Annotated in this window: 11 protein-coding genes and 2 pseudogenes; 6 read left to right on the top strand and 7 right to left on the bottom strand. The window is 53.5% G+C overall.

The features are described from left to right. Window positions 1–678: 678 nt before the first annotated feature. Both KDX37_RS24020 and KDX37_RS24015 read right to left on the bottom strand, forming a co-directional pair. Window positions 679–1323, bottom strand: a complete 645-nt coding sequence (locus tag KDX37_RS24020) for a hypothetical protein (protein WP_231655512.1) — start codon at window positions 1321–1323, stop codon at window positions 679–681. Next, window positions 1310–2563 (bottom strand): hypothetical protein, encoded by a 1254-nt coding sequence (locus tag KDX37_RS24015; protein WP_231655511.1) that lies wholly within the window; start codon window positions 2561–2563, stop codon window positions 1310–1312. Before KDX37_RS24015 ends, KDX37_RS24020 begins: the two co-directional genes overlap by 14 nt. Window positions 2564–3024: 461 nt before the next feature. Between KDX37_RS24015 and KDX37_RS24010 the strand changes: the two are divergent. The 5 genes and pseudogenes from KDX37_RS24010 (at window position 3025) to KDX37_RS23995 (ending at window position 8029) form a co-directional block, all read left to right on the top strand. Beyond that, a pseudogene (locus tag KDX37_RS24010) lies at window positions 3025–3408 on the top strand (nucleotide pyrophosphohydrolase). Window positions 3409–3432: 24 nt separating this feature from the next. Further along, window positions 3433–5301: a DNA/RNA helicase domain-containing protein gene (locus KDX37_RS24005; protein ID WP_231655510.1), complete on the top strand. Its 1869-nt coding sequence runs from the start codon at window positions 3433–3435 to the stop codon at window positions 5299–5301. A 598-nt stretch (window positions 5302–5899) separates the two neighbouring features. After that, window positions 5900–6409: pseudogene (locus KDX37_RS29875) on the top strand (MCP four helix bundle domain-containing protein); the annotation flags it as partial. Window positions 6410–6481: 72 nt separating this feature from the next. Then, the gene (locus KDX37_RS29870) at window positions 6482–7540 is read left to right on the top strand and encodes a methyl-accepting chemotaxis protein (RefSeq protein WP_406646052.1); all 1059 of its coding nucleotides are present in this window, start codon (window positions 6482–6484) and stop codon (window positions 7538–7540) included. 249 nt (window positions 7541–7789) lie between these two features. Beyond that, window positions 7790–8029 carry a hypothetical protein gene (locus tag KDX37_RS23995; RefSeq protein ID WP_231655508.1) on the top strand — a complete coding sequence of 80 codons (240 nt, stop codon included), beginning with the start codon at window positions 7790–7792 and terminating at the stop codon, window positions 8027–8029. A gap of 75 nt (window positions 8030–8104) precedes the next feature. On the opposite strand, the gene KDX37_RS23990 is transcribed toward KDX37_RS23995, so the two are convergent. Together KDX37_RS23990 and KDX37_RS23985 are read right to left on the bottom strand one after the other, a co-directional pair. Next, entirely contained in the window at window positions 8105–8653 is a 549-nt protein-coding gene (locus KDX37_RS23990) for a hypothetical protein (protein ID WP_231655507.1), read from the bottom strand. A gap of 251 nt (window positions 8654–8904) precedes the next feature. Next, window positions 8905–9663, bottom strand: coding sequence for an SDR family oxidoreductase (locus tag KDX37_RS23985; protein WP_231655506.1), 759 nt, complete (start codon window positions 9661–9663; stop codon window positions 8905–8907). A gap of 100 nt (window positions 9664–9763) precedes the next feature. Between KDX37_RS23985 and KDX37_RS23980 the strand changes: the two genes are divergently transcribed. Continuing rightward, the gene (locus KDX37_RS23980; protein ID WP_231655505.1) at window positions 9764–10354 is read left to right on the top strand and encodes a TetR/AcrR family transcriptional regulator; all 591 of its coding nucleotides are present in this window, start codon (window positions 9764–9766) and stop codon (window positions 10352–10354) included. A 121-nt stretch (window positions 10355–10475) separates the two neighbouring features. On the opposite strand, the gene KDX37_RS23975 is transcribed toward KDX37_RS23980, so the two are convergent. From KDX37_RS23975 to KDX37_RS23965, 3 genes are all read right to left on the bottom strand, one after another. After that, window positions 10476–11660 (bottom strand): GGDEF domain-containing protein, encoded by a 1185-nt coding sequence (locus tag KDX37_RS23975; protein WP_231655504.1) that lies wholly within the window; start codon window positions 11658–11660, stop codon window positions 10476–10478. 736 nt (window positions 11661–12396) lie between these two features. Beyond that, entirely contained in the window at window positions 12397–12597 is a 201-nt protein-coding gene (locus tag KDX37_RS23970) for a hypothetical protein (protein ID WP_231655503.1), read from the bottom strand. A 418-nt stretch (window positions 12598–13015) separates the two neighbouring features. Next, window positions 13016–14530, bottom strand: a complete 1515-nt coding sequence (locus KDX37_RS23965; protein WP_231655502.1) for an ABC transporter substrate-binding protein — start codon at window positions 14528–14530, stop codon at window positions 13016–13018. Window positions 14531–14562: the final 32 nt, after the last annotated feature.

Here is a 14562-nt window from a genome sequence, read left to right as displayed (position 1 = left end):
TCCCCACTCTTATCGTTGCTGTTAGTCATAAACATAACCGTTTGCCTATCCCTTATCGTAAGGGGGAAACGGTGTCCTGTCTTTCATGGGGCTCGTTCACCTTCACGGTGAGTAGAAATCGGCCAAAAGTAGAGGCTCATGACGTGACCGCTTCCCCGATAGCTGCCGGTGGCGGTAGACTAAAAACGGCCGAAAGCGGTCAATCGAAGAGTCTACGAAAGTGGGGGCGATTCAGTCTGCGGATTAAACACAATGCATTGCCCTGAGTGTTATCGACGCACCCCGCTAGCTGTTTTTGGCCAGCGTCTCGGGATCAGAAGGTGATAGCTCCGTTCTTATAAACACGCGGCAGACATACTCGCCTTCCCGTGTGAATTTCAAGGTGTTCCGAAATAACTCATGGGAGTTAGCGATCCTGGCTGGAGAGTAATCGAGTTCCGTCTCAGCTGTGTTCACACATGTACTTGCGGAGGCACCTAAAAACCCACCTCCGGCGGAAAAATCAATTATGTGACTACGAAATGAGTGGGGGCGGTCTGCTAGGTACTGTGTTTAAGGAAGAATAATTGAAGGTGATGCGAGGATGGCAGTTTCAGTTTTGAGATATCCCTATCATCCTTATAAAAACAGATTTTTGTGCATCTATAGTTATAGATGCACTCAAAATTTTAAAGAAATTTACAATCCGTCTTTATTGTCTTTAAGGGGCTCTGAAGTGATCGAGTTTTTCTGAGGCTCCAAATATGTGACTTGACCTAGCTCCGTCAACAACTTGGAGTTTATATTTAAATTTCCATCTTTGATATTGTAGTACCAGATGGAGTCTTTATCCTTTCTGAAGGCGCAAGCCTTGGTAGTATTTTCCTTGTCTTTTAAAATCACCCAGTGGCAACTCTCCATAAACGTCTCTGAAAGCTTTATCCCGACTTCCTGCGACTTCTGGTATGATGAAAAACATAGAAATATTATATAGAGTAATAGTAGCAGACCAACTGGAGTGTACTGCAGCGCGCTTTTTATTTGATTGAAGTGGCTCGGAGCATTCGCTATCGCTGAACCTGGGCTCATAAATTTTGCTGTAGCCCATGTGGCGGTCAAAAAAACAATTATGATAAAAGTTAATAGCGACATCAACCTTAAATGGTCATAAAAAATCTCAAATGTGATAAGGCCGCCATCGTATAATATCTTGTCGATTGCTGGCTGGCTGAATTCTGGATTAATGCCGAACTCTCGCATGAATGCACTATTTTGGCTTGTGCCAGCGGCATAGACACATCCAGTTATTAGCAGGGCACTACTAATTGGCTCAACGATTTTCATGGGATTTTCCTATCTCCAACACGTTGATGCCGAACTCGAAGCCTTCGAGCTTTTCAGTATCTACTTTTGTAATGCTTAGATTTAGACTCTTCTTGACCTCAGTGATTGAGTGATCTTGACTTTCAATACTTTCAATACTTTCAATACTTTCAGCTTGAGAACCAGCAGCCTTTGCAATTGATTTTAGCTTCTGGGATACAGTTGGGGTTTTGTATCTATCGGTAAATATGTCGCCTTTATCTTTCTTTACAGTTAGTGTCGGTACTGCCTCATTGTTAGTCAGGCTTGCTATCTCCTCAGCCTTTACTTGCCCAGTAAGTAATAGGCAAGACAAGACGCAAGCAAAAATTTGATTTGTCAGGGCGTCGCCAATGAGTGGTATTCTGCACCACATATCGCCTGGAGACATAAATTCAGCTTGGCAGGTGACTATGTCACTCTTCCCCAAAAGTATTGCGCTTTCGATTAATTGCGTTAATTGACTTAAATCGGAAAACTCTTCGCTAAGAAGCGTCTCGCTAAGGCTTTTGATTAGTGCGACATTTTGAAAGAGCTTGCCCACAGCGAGCGCATTTACACGATGACTGGTTTTTATTTTGTTTGAAAAAAATAGTGACTCGCCATCTGTGAAAAATGGATAAATCAGGTGAAAGATTTTTTCCTTGTGATTGTTTAAGGACGTAACTGTTTGTTGGCCACTTGTAGCTTTTCTAACTGCGCCTGGTAGCTCAGATCGAGAGATTGAGGGCCCCCAGATTACGCGCTTTCTCAGTTTATAATTTAAGGAGGAACGCTCAAATCCTGGTGTACCATCTTTTTTTGTGATTGGTACACGAATGGGCACCTGATCGATATACGGAATAGTTTCGCTGCAAATTCCGAAACTATAACCATCATCCTTTTCATTTCGCGTAACAATGAGATCTCCGCACTTGATTTCATTCGCAAATCGTCTGATTTGACTTAGGACATTGAATCCGGATCTATTGAGTTTGCGGCTCTCTTTTCCGTCTGTATTATCGCGGAATTCACTGTATTTTTCGTTGGTTAATAATTGTGCTTTAAGAAATTCTTCAGTGGGTAACTCATTGGGAATGTTTCCGCCATAAGCTCTTTCCAAGTGCTCGATTGCGATTACACCTCCTGCACGAAAGTGCTTAGCATATTTCCCTTTTTCTGCACGTATAAACCATACGTTTTGTTCTTTGGTGAGGAGAGCGATCTTCAAATTTTGCAGCATGTTAAATCCCTTTAATTCAGGCTTATGTTCTTATCTAGATAGTTGGTGATGAAGGTGAGGTTAGACCTTTCCTACAATCGTATGGGCGGCATGATGGCAGGATGATGGCTATGCAAGATGTGATGGGGGCCTCATGCGGGCGACGCGCACGATCCGGTCACTATCTCGAATAACGCGCGGTAACGGCGAGTGATACTCCCTTCTTTTCGTATACAAATTACTGAGTGATTTGGATCGCACGCAGCCGTTACGCCCGCCGACCGGCACTGGAAGACCTGTTTGTAGCCGGCCCACTTCGCCACGCTCAAAGGATATAGCGAACGCTGGCAAGCAATTCGGCCAGCAGACAGGGTGTGAGAGAAAAACACAAAAAAACCCGCGCAAACAACGAAAACTCTTACAATCCAAGGCCGGATTTCCTACACATTTTTTGCCCCCACTGATACCCAAGAGATAGCCCTGTGAGTGACTCAGACAGCTCATCCGCGCCACTGGTTGACGTAGTGAAGCTTGCCGCATCCCTTCAGCGTTTCGCAGATGATCGCGACTGGCAGTAGTTCCACTCCCCAAAAAATCTCATCTTGGCGCTCACTGGCGAGGTAGGCGAGCTGTGCGAGATTTTCCAATGGATGAGCGATGCCGATTCGATCTCAGCTGCAACAGATCCCGAAATCGGCCAAGCCGTCAAGGATGAACTGGCGGACGTACTGATGTACCTGGTTCGCCTGAGCAGCTTACTCGGCGTTGATCTCAACGAAGCGGTGACACGGAAACTCGCCTCGAACGGCCAGAAGTACCCCGTAGATAAAGCCAAAAGCAACAGCAAAAAGTACGACCGACTCTGACCAACGCGCATCTAAGGACAACCCGTGATCGTTTACGCTGCGACCAAACAGCAATTTCTCAAAGACAACGATAACGATGACATTGAGGAGGTGATCCTCAGGCATTACAAGGAAGCTACCGGCAAGAACGTTGGCACCTCGGAAATCAGGTCGTGGCAAGGATCCCTGACGTACATGGCCAAGGTCCTTAGAGACGAGGGCCTGCCGAGCGATGCAGGCCTGGCCATTGAATTGCACATTCCGCAGTCGTCGAAGCGAATCGACTTTCTACTCACCGGTCGCGACGAAAACCAGGCAAAAAAGGCCGTACTGATCGAGCTGAAGCAATGGAGTAAGGCCAACGCCACAACCAAGGATGCCATCGTCAAAACGGCATTGGGTGGTGGCCTCATTGAGACCATTCACCCGTCCTATCAGGTGTGGTCATATGCAGCGCTGTTGGAAGGCTTCAACGAGGCGGTGTATGACAAAAGCATCGAAATCCGTCCGTGTGCCTACCTCCATAACTACGTCAGCGACGGCGTCATAGATTCTGCTCACTACGAGCCCCACATCAGCAAGGCTCCGCTGTTTCTGAAAGGCCCGGAAGAGCTCAGTAAACTCAGAAGCTTTCTGAAAAAGCATATAAGTCATGGCGACAACAAAGAGATTCTTTACGAGCTGTCCGAAGGAAAAATTCGCCCCTCCAAGGCACTAGCCGAAGCGCTCGGGGGGTTGATGAAAGGCAAACCCGAGTTCGTATTGATTGACGATCAGAAAGCAATTTTTGAGTCGGCGCTGGCGGCGGCAAGCGAGGCCTCGGACCAAGCCCCCAAGGTGGTGATCATCGAAGGTGGACCGGGCACCGGGAAAACTGTTCTGGCTATCAATCTGCTGGTGAAGCTCACCGAATTGAAGCTGATGAGCAAATACGTCTCCAAGAATGCTGCCCCACGCAAGGTCTACGAAAGCAAACTGGTTGGCACCATCAAGCGCAGCCATTTCTCGAATTTCTTTTCAGGGTCTGGGGCATTCATCGACACGGAGCCCAACACATTCGATGCGCTTATCGTGGACGAAGCTCACCGGCTGAATGAGAAAAGCGGGCTTTACGGAAACCTTGGGGAGAACCAAATCAAAGAGCTGATTGACTCAGCGAAATGCTCAATTTTCTTCATTGATGAAGACCAGCGTGTAACCTTAAGCGATATCGGCAGCAAGCAGGCGATACGCGCCTTTGCAAAAGCCAAGGGTGCTGTGGTTGAAGAACACGTGCTGTCTTCGCAGTTTCGCTGCAGTGGTTCTGACGGTTACCTGGCATGGCTGGATGACACGCTAGGCATTCGCTCGACGGCAAATCCGATGCTTGAGGCTCAAGAGTACGAGTTTAAGGTGTTCGACTCACCTCAGGCGATGCATGAAGCAATCAACGAGAAAAACCACGGAAACAAAGCTCGTGTGGTCGCGGGCTATTGTTGGCCTTGGTTGAGCAAGAAAGACCCCGCCGCTGCTGATATCGTCATTGGTGACTACAAACGCCAATGGAACCTGGATCAGGATGGCAGCCTATGGATCATCGCTGAGAACTCCATCGAGCAGGTTGGCTGCATTCATACCTGCCAAGGTTTGGAAGTCGACTACATCGGGGTGATCATCGGGCCAGACCTAGTCGTACGTGACGGTAAGGTAGTGACATCCCCGGATGAGCGCGACAAGCACGATAAATCGATTCGCGGCTGGAAAAAAATGATGAAAGAGCAACCTACCCTCGCGAAGAATGAAACTGACCTGATCATCAAGAATACATACCGAACCCTGATGACACGCGGAATGAAGGGTTGCTACCTGTACTGCACCGACAAAGAGACTGCGCAATACTTCGAGAGTCGGCTTAGCCAACACAGCAATCATTGACGGTATCGTTTGCTAGGAGCCCCTGTACCTGCGAGCGCAGGGGCAACAATCAACAGCTCGACCATTGGCTTGATAGATTCAGCCCCGATTAGTTTTGGAGGGCGGAGCTCAAAAAGCACCGTCCATCGGAATCCAGACCACGCAGCGTTCCAACTGGTATTCCAAGCAAGTTGACCAAACAATTATTTACTAGCCAAAACAGATAGATACCGACTTGTTTCAGATTACCCCGGCCCATCAACTCAACGAAAAAGGCGTTCTACAGACGTCTTTTTTGTGCCTGGAATTAGCGAATACCGCGCCGGCTGATGGGGCAGCAAATAGGAATCATAAGCTTGTCTGGCGACTCCGACACCATGCCAGAGACGTTGTACAACCGCTTGAGGCCGAACTCTAACCAAAGTCTTCGGCTACCAGCCCGAACCAGCTGAAATACTCCCAGCTGAGCAGCTTATCAACGATTGCCTGAAGGCCAGCATCAACACATCCCCCTCCCCACCGATACCACAGGTCTGCGCCAATAACCCGACGCCACTAAAAGTGATATCATTTTGACACCCTCCAGGCCAGCCCCCACTGGGGCATTCCCGAGTACCCAATGAAAGACTCCGTCTCCCTCGCTACGCGTATAGGCCTCGGCTTCGCGGCTGTTGTGTCGCTGCTCATATTGATTACTGCAATCGGGATGCAGCGGGTGGATTTCATCGACTCGACTCTGGAAGACGTCAGCAACAATGCTGCGAAGGTGCAGCGTTATGCGATCAATTTTCGGGGCAGTGTGCATAACCGCGCCATCTCTCTGCGCGATGCGGTGCTGGTGGACAACGATCGGGATTTGCAGACGCATCTGGCGGATATCGTCAGCCTTGAAAAGGCGTACGTCGACTCGGCCACGCCGATGGACAAGCTGTATGCAGGGCACCTTGTCAGTGCACAGGAGCAGAAGCTGCTGAGCGATATCAAGAGCATCGAGCAGCAGACACTGGCGTCTACCAAGTCAGTCATTGATCTGCGTCGTAGCGGCGATATTGCTGGGGCACAGGCGTTGCTTTTGAAGAAGACGTCGGGTGATTACAGTGAATGGCTCAAGCGCATCAACGCGTTGATCGACCATGAGGAGGCCTCGATCAGGGAGCGACTGGACGCGGTGCAAACTACCGCGAGCCAGTTTCGTGGCTTGATGCTGGTGGCAACGGGTGTGGCTCTGCTGCTGAGTATTATCCTGGCGATCATCATCATTCGTTTCGTCAAATCTACGCTGGGCGCTGAGCCTACTGAGGTTGCACGGGCTATCCAACGGTTGGCGGATGGCGATTTGCAGCAAACCATCACGACCGATTACCCGAACAGCGTGATGGGCATCTTGAAAACGGCACTTGGCCGCTTGGCTGACACCGTTACCCAAGTGCGTATTGCTGCTCAAGAGGTCAATCATTCGTCGACGCGGTTGCTGGCTACGTCTGCCACCAATAATAAGCAGATCAGCCTGCAGACGCAGGAGGCCGATCAGGTTGCGACCGCTATCAAGCAAATGGCCGCAACCGTCAACGAGGTGTCCGGTTACGCGTCTCAGGCGGCGGGTGCCACCAGCCTTGCGGACACTGAGGTTGAACGCAGTAACCACTTGGTTGTAGATTCAACAAAAGCGATAGAGCAACTGGCGACAACCCTGGCGGAAACCACGAGCACTGTGGAGCAAGTGTCCAAAGACAGCGAGCAGATCGAAAGCGTCATTGAGGTGATCAACTCCATCGCTTCGCAAACCAACCTGTTGGCCCTGAATGCTGCGATCGAAGCCGCACGCGCGGGTGAACATGGCCGAGGCTTTGCGGTTGTGGCCGATGAGGTTCGCTCGCTGGCCAATCGCACGCAGCTCTCGACCCAGGAAATTCGCGACATGATCAGCGGGCTGCAGAGCGGCACCGAAACCGCTGCGCACAGCATGCGCAACAGTTGTGAACTGGCGGGCCGTACCGTAACGCAAACGCGTCACGCCCAGAGCGCACTGCTGGAGATCAGCCAGCAGGTCGGCGCGATCAACAAGATGAATGCACAGATCGCAAGCGCTTCACTCCAGCAGAGTGATGTGGCCGAAGAGGTCGCGCAGAACATCAGTCGCATCCACAGCTCCACCGTTCACTCCGCAACTGGCTCGGCGGAAGTGGCCACGGCCAGCAAAGAGTTGGCGCAGTTGGCCGAGCGGTTGACCGAAAAAGTTGCTTTTTTCAAAGTGGGGTAGACACCAGACCAACGTCCAGAACCGGGAAGCAGGCTACTGCTTCCCTGATTCAAGGAGCTTGCGCCTCTTGAGGTCAGCCTTTAATGAAGCATCAAGGACATTTCCTGCCTGCTTGAATACGCTGCCTGCTGATGACTTGACGCAAACCCTCGCCCAACACCTCCAAAACGCCCAAAAAAAAACCTTACCCACCAAACCGGGATACCATCACACCCTCAAAGGCCAGCTCAACCCAGGTACCCCTCTCCCATGCCTCAAGAAAAAATCGATCAACTACGTCTCCAAAAACCCGTCCGCGACGAGATGAGTGACTTGCTGCGTGCGCTGAATGCGGCCAGCACGCGTGAGGGTCTGGAGGCTGAGCGGGCGGTTCAGATTGAGGTGATTCAGGGGCTGGAAAGCACGCGCAAGTTGCGGGCGGCCGATGCTGAGGCGCTGTACATCATTTTTGATGATGCGGTTGAGGAACGGTTGGCGAATCTGCCGTAACGCAGATCCATTGGTTGAACGATGAGGTGCTGCCGAATGCGGTTTTCGGCAGCTTGCACGGGCTTTCCTCAGCGTTTATTTGACTAGCTCAGCCTTCTTCACAAAGATCAGCATCTCGTCTTCAGAGGGCCCGGCGATTCTGTCGTTGTTGGGCTCGTTCGCTACGGTCACTTTCACGGTTTTGCCGACCATTTCAGGCCGCAAGGTGGCTTCGCCTTCGTCTTCGGCGACAAACCACGCGTCGCATTGGCCATCGCACCAGGCGGTGAATCGGCGACCATCGTTGAGCAGGACGGTGATGGTGTAGTCGTCTGTTCCGTTACCGGCAATCAGCGCGCCCTGGAAGGTCTCGGGTTTTGCGAGTGCGAAGGTGCAGTAGCCTGGAGCATTGGCGTCACCGGCTAACAGTTCGCAGCCGCGCTCGACTTCGCTGTTGATCATTTCGCAGCTGTTGGCGGCTTTGCAAGGCGGTCGGGTGGCGGGCGATACGTTGAGGCATTGTTTAACCAGCATCGCCGAGCGTTTGTCACCGATGGCTTGCGCGCAGGACTGGTCGGCGGCGTTCGCCTGAAAGGCTGCCAGCAAGCAGACCAGGCACGACAACAACAGGCTTTTTGTTTTCATGATTTTCCAGACGGCACGTTGATTTGCGATTGGCCTGCATCAGTTCAGACCGGAGCTGATGAAGTATCGCAGAGGTCGACCGCTTTCACACTGCCAGACCCGGGCGGCCTGGCCATCTCTCTCGTTCAGGCGCTTGGCCGCTGGCTGAACCACTCAAGGGTCAACCAGACGACGCTCGAAAAACCTGATCGCGTGTGCTCAATACCGTATGGCGAATCATGGGGCGATTTCTGGAAGACGACGGTGCTCTTTCACACGGCGGGTGGTTTGACCGCCGCGAGCATTTTCAACAACTCACCATGAGAACCGTTGGCTTCGGCAAACCTGAATGGCTTGGCGCGCTCGACAATGAGTTCTTGTGGGGTTGGGGTGCTTCCAAGGAGCTCGAATATTTCGTTCAGGAACTCATCAAGAGGCATGGCGTGGTCATTGTTCTCCATACGAAGCAAGTCGGTGCGCACGCCAGGCGGTGCCAGTTCGATCACCTCGATCGGGGAGTCGGCCAGTTGCACGCGCAGGCTTTGGGTGAATGAATGGACGGCCGCTTTGGTTGCACTGTAGGTGGCAGTCGCGGGAAGCGGAACGAAGCCCAAACTCGAACTCACGTTCATGATGGTTGCACTGGGTTGCTTGAGCAATTGCGGCAGAAATGCATAGACCATGCGGAGGGTGCCGAGCAGGTTCGTGGTGACGAGGTTTTCGGCGATGCTCAGGCTTTCAGGGTCAGTCAGGTCTTCCCACTGCATGATGCCTGCGTTGTTTATCAGGACATTAAGGTCCGGATGGCTAGCCGCAAGCGCTTCGCTGCAGCGTTGGATGGAAAGCGGATCGGCGACGTCCAGCAGGATGGCTTCGATGCCTGGATGCTCGGACACGATTTTGTCCAGCAGGGCCTGACGACGGCCCGCGATGATGACGGTGTTGCCCGCGTTGTGGAGCCGAAGCGCCAGACCCAGGCCGATCCCCGAGGTGCTGCCCGTGACCAGAATCGTGTTACCAGTGCCGTTCATAGTAAACTCCAGTGATATTACGCAAGCGGACAACTGTCCACTGGAAAAATCTACCGGACAGCTGTCCGATTTGCAATCTGGCGAAGGAAAAACTTTATTCATGAATGACGAATTGGCGATGCGTTCTGACGCCAAGAAGAACCGGGAGCGCATTCTGAAAGTCGCGGTGGCAGAGCTGACCCTCGACCCTGCGGTTGCGCTGAGTGCGATTGCGAAGAAAGCCGGTGTTGGCCAAGGCACGTTTTATCGCCACTTTGCGAACCGGGAGGACCTGGTATTCGAGGTCTACCAGTTCGAGATGCTGCAAGTTGCTTCGTTGGCAGAAGAGCTGCTTGCGACCAGGCCGCCCAAGGAAGCGCTGCGGGAGTGGATGAACTGCCTCGCTGAATACGCCATGACCAAGGCGGGGCTTGCGACGGCGATACGACAAGCCGCCGCTACGCGAGAGTTCCCCGGCAAGTCTGGCTATGCGCCCATTCAGGGAGCAGTCGAATCACTTCTGAAAGCGAATGATGAGGCCGGTACAATTCGTAGCGGGGTGACCAAAGACGACTTCTTTCTTTCCATCGCTGGAGTATGGCAGATCGACTCCAAAAGCGACTGGCGTCCACGCCTCGCCAGATTAATGGACCTTGTGATCGACGGGCTGAGCGCTGGCAGCCGCCAGAGTCTGCAACAGAAAGACACGTAGCATGCGCAGATCAGTCGTCGGTCATTGCGCCTTGTTTGAAGCGCAATGATGGGTAGGCGATGCTGACTGCTTCTGTGCCGGTAGTGCTTTGCGTCGAACGGGTTTTCCCATTCAACGCACGCTACACAACACTCACCGCCCTCTCCTGCTGCGCCACATCCACCTGCGCAAACCGCACATTGTTACGCCCCAGCCCCTTGGCCTCGTACAACGCGGCATCTGCCCTGGCGAGCAGGCTGGCGGGTGTGTCGTCTTCGGTCGGGACCAGGCAGCACACGCCGATGCTGATGCGCAGCGGGATGTTTGTTTCGCCGTATCTTGCCGGTGTTTCGGCCAGAGAGGTGCGGAGTTCGTCGAGGACAGTCAGGGCGCCTTCGGGGCTGGTGCTTGGCAAAAGCAGGAGGAATTCCTCGCCGCCGTAGCGACCGATGCAGTCGGACTGGCGAAGCCGCTGGGTGAGGTGCCTGACGCAGTGGCAAAGCACATCGTCGCCAGCAAGGTGGCCGTGCACGTCGTTGATCTGTTTGAAGTGGTCGATGTCGATCATGGCCACAGCGATGCTGGCCCCGTCTCGGCGCGAGCGTTTCAGTTCTTTGGAGAACTGTTCGAGGATCGCGCGCCGGTTGAGAATGCCGGTCAGCACATCACGCAGTGCCAGGTGCTGAAGCATTGCTTCGCTGCGCTCTTTGGACAGCAGCACCAGGCCAAGTGAGATCATCATGGCGGTGAACGTGCCGATGGCGACCGAGATGGTCTGTTTGAGGTTGCTGACGTCGTAGCGCATCTCCGCAGCGCCGCCGCCGAGCACGGCAACCACGCGCATGCCCAGGCCGATAAGGCTGATTGCAGCACCGATGATCAACAGCATGCGTGCGCGGCCCAGCGCAGGGATATGCCGGCGGGTCCAGTAGATGATCAACGCGCACTGCACCATCAATACCGTGGCCGAAGCGAGCATCCTTGGCTCCAGCGTATTGATCAGGCTGGTCATCAATATCAGCATCAATGCAGAAGGCGCAAATACCTTCACCCACGGCACCGGCAACTCGATAATCCGGAACAGGCTGGCCCCATAAAACGCCAGCGCCACGGACAACAAGGTATTGGCAGCCCCGTAGGTGAACCACAATGGCGCATGACCGTAGAAGGTATAACCCACATAAGCCAGCGCATGCGCCAGCAGACCAACGCCGATAGTGAGCAGCCCGTCACGCCGATTGAACTGGCCGACCAGAATCAAACAAAACGCCATGATGGTCGCCACTAAAGCGACACAGGCAAAAAGCGTAGGAGTATGTGCCGTCATAAAGTTTCACCCGATACTGGAAGTTCCGAGTTTACGTGAGTCGATCACGGCTGAGTTGTAGCTTTACACGGCGAATGCAGTTTTGATGTTTGTTTCATCTTCCCTGTTTAGAGCTTTTATTCCTGTCGGAGGCGAATAAAAGGCCGAAGGATTGTTGAAACCGAAAGCGCCGTGCTTTTTGCGAATGCAGCGCGGCAGCCCGAGACAGAGCGCTCATGCATGCTTCAAGCCCAGCCTGCGCCAGCCCGATTCAGGCCTTTATGCTTAGCCGCACCTGAGACGATAGAGACTTCATGTCAGGCTCACGAACAGTAGACTGTCTACAGTGGCCCCATTTTTATATAAGCACGTCCGCTTGACGTCAATTTATTAGCTTCAACGCTGCCACGTAAACTCGACGCAGTCCATTCTTATAGATGGCGTGCTCCTGAAGTTGCAATCTGGCTGCGAACAAGTCACAACCCTGAACAACTCATTCATTCAGTGAATCGACAGGTTTTGTCTTTGAAGCACCCTTGTCGAATGGCTAGGCTTCAAGCCGAATGGCCTTGATGCTTGCAGCGCGACGGCAAGAGTGGACATCCCGGCCACATCGTATTCACGCAAACGGAGAGTGAACATGAAAACCTCAACCCGTATCTGGGTATTGAGCGCAGCATGCCTGTCTTGTGCGTCGGCGTATGCCACTCAACATCCATTTGGCACGCACTTCCCTGCCCTCACTATTGCAGCGTCATCAGGGTTCAGCCAACTGGCCGGAAACGGTGGTGCTGGCGGAAGTGGTGGCGCCGGTGGCAGTAATGGCGGCCAGGGTGGTGCTGGCGGCAATGGCGATACGCCGGGCAAAGGGGGTGCTGGAGGCGCAGGCGGTTCGTCGGGTACGAATGCTGCACAGGGTGCTGACGGAAGCCCCGGTAAAGACGGTTCGATCAGCCACCGCAGATCATCGGAGCCATCCGTCAGGAAATGACAGCCCAAAAACCTTCAGGCAAACAAACTCCCACACATGGCGAGCGCTCTGCTTAAAATGTGGGCTTATTGCATGGAGGCTGTCATGAAACACACGGTAATGCTGCTGATTTTGACGTTGGCGTCCGGTTGTGCCGCCTATAGCGAGCGAGGCACAGGGGAAGGTGGTACCGAAAAAGGCAGCAAAGGCTACAACGTAAGATGTGACGCGACGCCGCCAAACCAGCCTGGCTGTTATCAGCCTCCGCCCTCCTGGTCCTGGTGGCCGTCTGACAAGATCAAGTTTCAGATCGAGTCAAAATGACAGGGCCGCACCGGCGCTGATACTCCCAACCTGCCCTGCTGCGCTGCCACTCGAGTGACAGCGCAGTTTTCACAGGGTTTTTCTACTTCTTGACGGTCTCTTCAAGCGTGAATCGGCCCAGAGGGTTCTGGCCGAAGTGCTCGATGTTCTTGCGCGACACGTTGATATACGGGCTGTAGTAAAGGTCGATCCAGTTGACGTCCGCTTTGGCCATTTTCTGCAGGTCGATGTACATCTGCTCGCGCTTTTTCGGGTCCATTTCTACGCGTGCGGCAGCGACCAGGTCCTTGACCTTGTCGTTCTTGTAACGGGTCATGTAGTTGTTGTTAGTGTCGTGGCCCAACACGAATGTGGTCTTCTGGTCCGGATCGAGAATGTCATTGGTCCAGTACATCACGGAGATGTCGTAGTCGCCGTCGATCAGCATTTGCCAGCTCTGGCTGGGGTCGACTTTTTGCAGTGTGGTGGTCACACCGACCTTTGCCAGTTGTTGTTGCAGCATGACGGCGATCTGTTCGTCGACCTCATTGCCTGCATTGACCACGTAGTTAAGTTTCAGGTCTGAAGCGCCCGCATCGGCCAGCATTTTTTTGGCTTTGACCGGGTCGTAGGGGCGTTGCAGGTTGTCTGCGTAGTGGTAGAGCGCGCCCTTGGGAATATAGGAATACGCAACGGTGCCCAACCCGAAGGTGGCCGCTTCAACCAGCGATTTCTTGTCGATGGCCATGTCCAGAGCCTCACGCACTTGCGGTTTGGCCAGCGCCCCGTGCTCGTGGTTCAGCAGCAGGTGATCTTCACGCGTGGACGGGTCGAGGTGGACGACCAGATTCGGGTCTTTCTTCAGGTTTTCGACGCGCGAGAACGGTACGAAGATCGCCGCGTCCAGCTCGCCTTTCTGGACCTGGAGCATGCGCACATTATCATCCGGCACGGAGATCCACTGAACGCCGTCCAGGCTGACTTTCGAGGCTTCCCAGAAGTCCGGGTTTTTCTCCAGAATCACCCGGTCACCGCGACGCCACTCCTTGACTGTGAAGGCGCCCGACCCGACCGGCTTTTCACCGTAGGCTTCGGCACCGAGGCTTTTCATGGCCTTTTCGGACAGGATCGACACGTTTGGCAGCGCCAATTGCGAGAGGAACGAGGCAGACGGATTTTTCAGGGTGACCACCAGCGTGCGCGGATCCGGCGCGGTGGCCTTGTCGATGATCTTGTAGGAGTCACTCCACAACGAGCCCTTGTCATCGCGAATACGCAGCAGGCTGAACACCGCATCGCTGGCGGTCAGGTCGGTGCCATCAGAGAACCTGGCAGAGCGAATCTTGAAGGTGTACGTCAGGCCGTCTGGCGAGATGGTCCAGCTCTCGGCCAACCCCGGCAGCAGTTTGGTGCCTTTGTCATCGACGCGGATAAGCACGTCGTAAACGTTCGAGAATACCCAGTTATCGACGTTCTGCGCGCTCTTGATCGGGTCGAAGGTGGTGCCGTCCTCACGGCGACCGATGGTCAGCACGCCAGCAGCTTCCGCCACGCCCGCAGCCAGAGAACAGGCCGCCAGCATGGCGACGGTCAGCAACTTCATAGGTCGAGCATTCATATTCACGAACTCCGGTGTGGGGACGGCATCAA

The sequence above is a fragment of the Pseudomonas californiensis genome (assembly GCF_021147775.1).
GTDB classification, from domain to species: Bacteria; Pseudomonadota; Gammaproteobacteria; order Pseudomonadales; family Pseudomonadaceae; genus Aquipseudomonas; species Aquipseudomonas californiensis.
This window is presented reverse-complemented; position numbering and strand designations above follow the sequence as displayed.

Coding starts and splice junctions, on each gene's coding strand:
- KDX37_RS23965 (WP_231655502.1), bottom strand. CDS start 14,530: ATGAATGCTCGACCTATGAAGTTGCTGACCGTCGCCATGCTGGCGGCC.
- KDX37_RS24015 (WP_231655511.1), bottom strand. CDS start 2,563: ATGCTGCAAAATTTGAAGATCGCTCTCCTCACCAAAGAACAAAACGTA.
- KDX37_RS23995 (WP_231655508.1), top strand. CDS start 7,790: ATGCCTCAAGAAAAAATCGATCAACTACGTCTCCAAAAACCCGTCCGC.
- KDX37_RS29870 (WP_406646052.1), top strand. CDS start 6,482: ATGCTGGTGGCAACGGGTGTGGCTCTGCTGCTGAGTATTATCCTGGCG.
- KDX37_RS23980 (WP_231655505.1), top strand. CDS start 9,764: ATGAATGACGAATTGGCGATGCGTTCTGACGCCAAGAAGAACCGGGAG.
- KDX37_RS23985 (WP_231655506.1), bottom strand. CDS start 9,663: ATGAACGGCACTGGTAACACGATTCTGGTCACGGGCAGCACCTCGGGG.
- KDX37_RS23990 (WP_231655507.1), bottom strand. CDS start 8,653: ATGAAAACAAAAAGCCTGTTGTTGTCGTGCCTGGTCTGCTTGCTGGCA.
- KDX37_RS23975 (WP_231655504.1), bottom strand. CDS start 11,660: ATGACGGCACATACTCCTACGCTTTTTGCCTGTGTCGCTTTAGTGGCG.
- KDX37_RS24020 (WP_231655512.1), bottom strand. CDS start 1,323: ATGAAAATCGTTGAGCCAATTAGTAGTGCCCTGCTAATAACTGGATGT.